The organism is Calyptranema fuscum S582 (assembly GCF_055793305.1).
On sequence record NZ_JBSLYH010000072.1, the window covers coordinates 20,585 to 27,840 of the forward strand.

General features: G+C 47.8%; 3 protein-coding genes. All 3 read right to left on the bottom strand.

All coding sequences use genetic code 11. The features are described from left to right. Nucleotides 1-177: 177 nt before the first annotated feature. The 3 genes from ACR6Z4_RS29435 to ACR6Z4_RS29445 all read right to left on the bottom strand — a co-directional run bounded on the left by ACR6Z4_RS29435 (nt 178) and on the right by ACR6Z4_RS29445 (nt 6,734). Entirely contained in the window at nt 178-3,951 is a 3,774-nt protein-coding gene (locus tag ACR6Z4_RS29435; RefSeq protein WP_479720919.1) for a PAS domain S-box protein, read from the bottom strand. Between the two features lie 9 nt (nt 3,952-3,960). Further along, nucleotides 3,961-6,063 (bottom strand): response regulator, encoded by a 2,103-nt coding sequence (locus ACR6Z4_RS29440; protein ID WP_479720920.1) that lies wholly within the window; start codon nt 6,061-6,063, stop codon nt 3,961-3,963. Nucleotides 6,064-6,341: 278 nt separating this feature from the next. Then, a complete protein-coding gene (locus tag ACR6Z4_RS29445; RefSeq protein WP_479720921.1) occupies nt 6,342-6,734 on the bottom strand; it encodes a response regulator in 393 nt (130 codons plus the stop codon). Nucleotides 6,735-7,256: the final 522 nt, after the last annotated feature.

The following is a 7,256-nucleotide window of genomic DNA, read 5'->3' on the forward strand; positions in this document are numbered from 1 at the left end:
ACGCTTTAAAAGTCAAGAACTGAGCGATTCAGGTCGGTCAGGATGCCAGATTGATTAACTTGTTATTTTTTTTGAGAGAGCGGCGGCTCTGCTGCCGCTCTCTCAAAAAAATGGGTGTTATTCAATGACGATCCTAAAAGAGTTAGCTATGCACACCTGAACCAGCATCGGCGATCGCTATTGATACCGCTGAGATTTCTCGATTAATTCGATAATAATGTCGAACCGAAAACTATTAACTAAATTCATCAACCCATCTGATAATTCAGTCAATTCCTGAGGAATTTGTCTAATCAAGCGGACGCACTGTTTGACATTGAGTAAAGACGCATAATACAGCAGTTCTGATTGCCATTCTTCTGACATGAGACTGAAACTGGGCGTGGTTAATAGATCGATGGCTGTGCTGCTCTCGGGTCTGAGGAAATCTCGTTCGATGCGATCGCCAGACTCTGGCTCTGGGGCAAAAATATAATGCACATTGAGATAGCGAGCAATCATAGATAGCAACTCGTTGGCTTTAAACGGTTTATAAATACAGTCGTCGCAGCCTGCTGCCAGCATTTTCTGTCGTTGTTCTTCAAAGGCACTGGCGCTGAGTGCAATAATCACGATTTTGTCAGGAGGATTGGCGATCGCCGTGTGGTGCAATCGTTCCGTCAAGCGAATATGGCGAGTTGTTTCATACCCATCTAATACAGGCATTTGCATATCCATCAAAATCAAGTGGGGCGACCAGGTTTCGCATACCTCCAGTGCCTGCTTGCCATTGACCGCTTCTCGCACCTCAAACCCGACATCTGTTAGCAACCGCACCGGCAACATGCGATTGATTAACTGATCTTCGACAACCAAAATTCGATACGCAGGTTGGTTGGGTGCTAACCCTAAGACTTGACCCAGGTTCATGTCTGGATTAAGACGGGTGCCGACGACATGATACGTCGGGATATGCAGGGTAAACGTTGCCCCTTCGCCCAAGCGACTTTTAACCGCAATATCACCCCCCATCAGCGTCACAAACCGACGGCTAATGGCTAAGCCCAATCCGGTTCCTTCTTGCGATTGGCGTCCGGCATCGGTTTGCACAAAAGCTTCAAATAATTGGGGAATTTCTTCGGGTGCAATGCCGGGGCCCGTGTCTTTGACTTCAAACGATAGGATCAAAGACGGCGGCAAGGTCATCGGGGTTGGCTCTTGTGCCTCTGCGGTTGTGTCAGGTATAGGCGATCGCGCAGGCGTGGCGGTCACCCGCAACGTCACCTCACCTCGGTCTGTAAACTTGATGGCATTGCCCAGAAGATTGATCAACACTTGCCGCAATTTTGCTTCATCGGCATGAATAAACTGAGGAATATCTAACCCTCGTTCAAACCGAAGCCGCAACCCCTTAGAGGTTGCCTTTTGCAACAGCATTTCTTCTAAGCCATCCAAAAGCTGATACAGATCAAAATTAGTCTCATTCAGCGTCATCCGGCCGGCGTCAATTTTTGACATATCCAGGACATCATTAATTAAGCTCAGCAAGTGTTCGCCGCTTTGCAAAATGATGTCTAATTGCTCTTGATGGTTTTCGTTTAACGCCGGATCTCGACTGAGTAATTGGGTAAACCCCAGGATGGCATTGAGTGGCGTTCGCAGTTCGTGGCTCATGTTTGCCAAAAATTCGCTTTTAGCCCGGTTGGCAGCATCCGCCTGCTCTTTAGCTTTGCGCAATTCTTGGGTCTGCTGTCGAATTTGGGTAAACAGTTCTGCCTGCTGCAATGCCACACCCATTTGCGCGGCAATATGGACGACGATGCCAATTTCTGTTTCTTGCCACTGGCGCGAACTGGCATTTTGATAGGTCACCAATAGCCCCCAAAGGCGATTGCCCTGGCGGATCGGAACGGTAATGTAAGCCTTGGCTTGAATGCGTTCTAACAGATTGAGATAGCACTCACTAAAGCCTGCATCGTAGATATTGTTGACGCTGAAATAGTCTACCCCTTCGCTGTAGATTCCCCCCTGGGTAGTTTGCAGATAGGTATCTTCGATCCGGGTTTGGGACAGGTTCATGTGCTGAACGGTGCAATGTTCGTCATTTAACAAACTTGCCGCCAAGTCTGGATGATGGGCTTGTTCTTCGATCAGCGGCATCCATTCTTCTAAAACGGCTTCAGCAACGAAACAGCCACTCCAGTCGTCGTTAAATTGATAGATGGCAACGCGATCGCACTTGAGTAATTCGCGCAATTCCTGGGTGGTGGTTTTAAAGATTTCTTGAACATTCAACGTCTGCCGCATTTGCTCAATAATGCGCATCACGGCCTGTTCACGCTCGGCACTGGCTTGCAGGGCAAACACCACGCGCTTGTAGTCGCTGACATCGCTAAAGCTACAAATCACCTGCTGTACATTCCCTTCAGCATCTAGGTGTGGCTCTGCATTCACCAGCAGCCACACCCGATCGCCTTGATAGGGGCGATACACCCCCATCACCACATTGAGAATCGGTCGTCGCTGGGCGATCGCTTGCGGCACGGGATGTTCTGAACTGGGAAAGGGGGAACCATCTTCGCGCCATACGTTCCAGGCGGGATCAAAGGATGTTTTTCCTAACAGCTGATCCTCAGTTAAACCCAGGAGATCCAGCGCTTTGGGGTTGCACAACAAAATTTCAGCCGTTGCCCCCTGGAGCAAAACCCCCACCTGCAAATGCTGAATTAACATACGAAAGCGCGTTTCGCTTTCTTGTAACACGGCTTCGGCTTGCTTGCGATCGCTAATATCAATGGCAGTGCCCGTGACACCAATGATGGTGCCTGCTTTATCTTTGAGCGGAATTGCCTTAAACACGAGATCGACCTTTCTGCCACATTTGGCAAGACAGGCACTCTCGTATTGAAACATTTGCTCACCGGCTAACACCCGTTGAATCGCTTCCAGGTCTTGCGGTCTGCGCTCCGGCAAAATGAAATCGGCAGGTGGACGACCGATCATTTCTTCCGGCTTAAATCCCAATACCTGCTCGACAGCCTGGTTGATAAAGGTGAGCTCGCCCGTCAGACCAATCGACCAAATAATATCTTGAGACGTTTCGACTAAATTGCGATATTTGCCTTCGCTTTCGACTAACGCCGCCGCGACCCGTTTGCACTCTGTAATGTCGTAGGTCATTGACAGGGCACAGGGCATCTCGCCCACCGTGATCACCTCTGCCGAAACCAGCATGGTTTTGATAGCGCCAGATTTGCTATAAAACTCCAATTCCTGACGAATCACTTTGCCCACCTGTTTGAGCACCTGACGGAAGCGATCGCGTTCGGCGGGTTTAACCCAGAGATTCAGTTCATCCGTAGTTTTGCCCAGCACGTCTTCAATCGCATAGCCGGTAATGCTGCAAAAATTTTGGTTGACTTCAATAAACCGATCGTCGTCTAGCGACGTAATGATGATGGGGCCTGGATTTGACCGAAACGCTTTAGAAAATTTTTCTTCGGAGCGACGCAAAGCTGTTTCTGCCAATTGCCGCGATCGCACTTCTTCCTGCAAACGAACATTGCGATCGCTCAGTTGCTTGGTTAAATTTCTCAGTTTCAGGTGAACGTTGACCCGCGCAATTACTTCTTCGTGCTGCAATGGCTTGGTTACGTAGTCCACTGCACCCAGCGTCAGCCCCTTAATTTTGTCTACCGGGTCAGACAACGCCGTCATAAAAATCACGGGAATATCTTTGGTTTCGTCGTGTTCTTTTAAATGGCGGCAGGTTTCAAACCCATCCATTCCCGGCATCAACACATCCAGCAAAATCAGATCCGGCAAAACTCGTTGGAGCTTTCTGAGAGCGCTTTCTCCATCTTTGGCGACCAGAACTTCAAAACCATAGTTAACCAACAAATCTGAAATAACTTTGATGTTGGTTGGGTGGTCATCAACAATCAGGATTTGAGCCTTGCGGGATTCTGTCATAAGGCTTGATTAAAAATCTGAACTACCTAAATTCTCCATATGGACTTCGATGAGATGCACAATCGCTTCATCGTCAAATTGTTGAGCAAGACTCAAAACTTTGGTTGAAAACGCTTGATAACGAGAGTCTAACTGGGCTAAACGAGTGGCTTCTTGACTAACCCGTTCGATGTGCCCAATTTGAGCGGCTTCATACAGGTTAGCTAACTCCTCGGCAGACGGCATGACAATTTCTCCAACTTCAGAAATTGCGATTTCGTTAGCGATTAAACTCTCTTGTTCATTGTCGCAAATCCAACGGAGTTGCAACTCTGTTTGCAGTAAATTGAGTAATTCTTCGGATTGGATCGGTTTTGCTAAAAAAGCCTGGTAGCCTGCGGCTTGGCTGCGCTGCCGATCGGGTTCTAACACACTGGCACTGGAGGCAATGATGACGGTTTTGCGAAACTCAGGGCGATCGCGCAAATGGCGAATTAACTCAAATCCATCCATCACAGGCATCACCAGATCTGAAATGATCACATCGGGGTGAACGGCGATCGCCTGTTCCAGTCCTGCTTGCCCATCGGCAGCTTCGATTAATTCAAATCCCAGCGGTTTTAATAAATTCACCACCACAGCTCGATTATCCCAACGGTCATCAATCACCAAAATAGTGCGCCGTGCTCCCTCATAGCCTGTAATCGTCTGACAACTCGGTTGGGTCATCAGCGGGATTGCCTCGGTGCCCACTGCCACATCAATTTCAAACCAAAAGCGACTGCCCCTGTCTAACTGACTTTCGACCTGGAGTTCTCCGCCCATCAATGACACCAGATTGTAAGCGATCGCCAAGCCCAAGCCGGTTCCCTCCGACCGTTGAGAGCGATCGCCAACCTGTTCAAACGGTAGAAAAACCCGATCCAATTCCTCAGCCGCGATGCCGACGCCGGTATCTTCGACCTCAAAGCGCAGACGGTAGGAGAAAGCGGCAGCGGGAGAGAGCAGGGGAGTGAATGGATCGTCCTGATGCCTATCTCCAATCGGGTGCTGGTGGGATTGCTCAGGCATATTCTGAGCGTAACTCGGTTGAGCGATCGCCGCCTGTCTGGCATCTAATCGCTGAGGACTGACCCCGGACACTCTAAACACCACTGCACCTGTTTTGGTGAACTTGACGGCATTGCTCAGCAAGTTCAATAAGATTTGGCGCAGACGTTTTTCGTCAGCGTAGATAATTTCGGGAATCTGGGCATCTACGTAAGAGCGAAAGGCGATCGCTTTTTGCTCAGCCTTGAGCCGACAGATTTCAGTAACATCGGTCAAAAATGAAGATAAGTAGAAACTTTTAGGAATGAGTTCTAATTTTTGGGCTTCAACTTTAGAAATATCCAGAATGTCATTGATCAACGTCAGTAAATGAGAGCCACACTGTTGAATAATGCGAATGCCGTCTTTTTGTTGAGCCGTCAGACTTCGTTCTCGCAAAAGAATTTGGGCATAGCCTAACACCCCATTTAATGGGGTGCGCAGTTCGTGGCTCATGTTGGCTAAAAACACGCTTTTTGCCTGATTGGCAATTTCGGCAGATTCTTTTGCTCGTTGCAACTGCTGGTTTGCCAAAAGTAGTTCATCCGTGCGTTCAGCTACTTTTTGTTCTAACGACGCATTGAACTCTTCTAATTCCTGGTTAATCCGCTGAAGCTCGGCATTTTGTTGGGCTAATTGTTGATCCTGGCTATAGCGGCGTAATGCCTCGGTTACGGTTAGCGTTAGGTCGGTTTCGTCCCAGGGTTTGGCAATGTAGCGATAGAGATTTGCCCGATTCACAGCATTCCCGATCGCCTCTGCATTTGCCTGCCCGGTCAGCAAAATGGTCAACGTCTTGGGATGACGTTTATGAATCTCGATCAGTAACTCATCCCCTTTGATTCCCGGCATAATTTGGTCGGAAATGACCAACGCGACATCTACCTGGTCTACCTGCAATTCGTCCAGAATTTCCAAGGCATCCGTTCCATCTTCTGCGGTCTCGATATAGTAATTTTTGCCGAATGAGCGCTTGAGTTGCTCTTTCAGACTTTCTAAAACAACTTCTTCATCGTCTATACAAAGAATGGCTAAGTTATTCATGAATCGTTAACAGGAGAAGAGTAGGAGGGAGGAGGGCAAGATGACCGGAAGAACGCCGTTTGCACCAACGCCAGAGGATATCCGAAAACAGACAAACTTCAAGCTAAAGAGTTTATTTTAGCCTTTTGTTTTAGTCTTCTCCCGTCTTCTCCCGTCTTCTTCCTTCTTCTCCTGCTTCCTTCCTATTCCAGGCAATTTCTCTATCTCCAGACCATTTTTTCTAGCACGGCTGAATAGCGGTTTACGGTCAAATCCATACCCGAAGTCAGCAGCGCTTTTTATTCTTCTAACCCGGATGTAATGGTAGATGCCAGTTCTTCTTCAGTCCAGGGTTTGTGAAGACACGAATGCAAGTTGGCTTCCGATTGGGCACGAGCGATCGCCGTTTCATCTGCCTGTCCGGTCAGCATCACAGTGACGATGTGAGGATATTTCTGGTGTACCTGAATCAGAAATTCATCACCCTTCATCCCCGGCATCAGCCAATCTGACACAATAATTAGAACTTCTATGTCCTCTGTTTCCAGGTCTTCCAAAATTTCCCAGGCCTCATCGGCACTGGCAGCCGTTTCATAGACATATTTCTGTCCAAACCGCCGTTTTAGCTGCTCTTTAAGACTTTCGAGGATAACTTCTTCATCATCAACACACAAAATAGCTTTGTTGGACATGGAAGGCAGACTGAGTAGATAGAGTAGAACGGAACCTGTATTTTCTGACAGCGCTTTGCGCTTGCGTAGGCAGCCATCGTTATTTTTGTGAGAGCCGCGCGGAGCGCGGCTCTCACAAAACACTGTTTACTTCATGCCATTGAGAATTGCTATAGTTTGAACACCATCAATGGTATCTCTCCTGTTTAACATTAGGGTTTTATTTAATGCTTAATTCCTTATACTCTACATCTAGCTCCTCTACAGGATTTTGTGAAAGAGGGTGAAACCCTTTTTTGATCGGTTAACAGGGATGCGATAATTCGTTCAAAAACTTTTTGCAACTTTTATTTCAGTTGTGAAAGCGCCCGCCCTTCGAGCGGGCGCTTTCGCAACTAATCATTTTCGCGAATCAAATAGGATCGCTATATAGCAATGGGGTAGTCCTAAAAAAGGAATGATTTTTTGTGGCGCGGGCGTCGCCCGCGCCACAAAAAATCATTACATGAATACCACTACCAGCAATTGAATGGTTCATTAGGA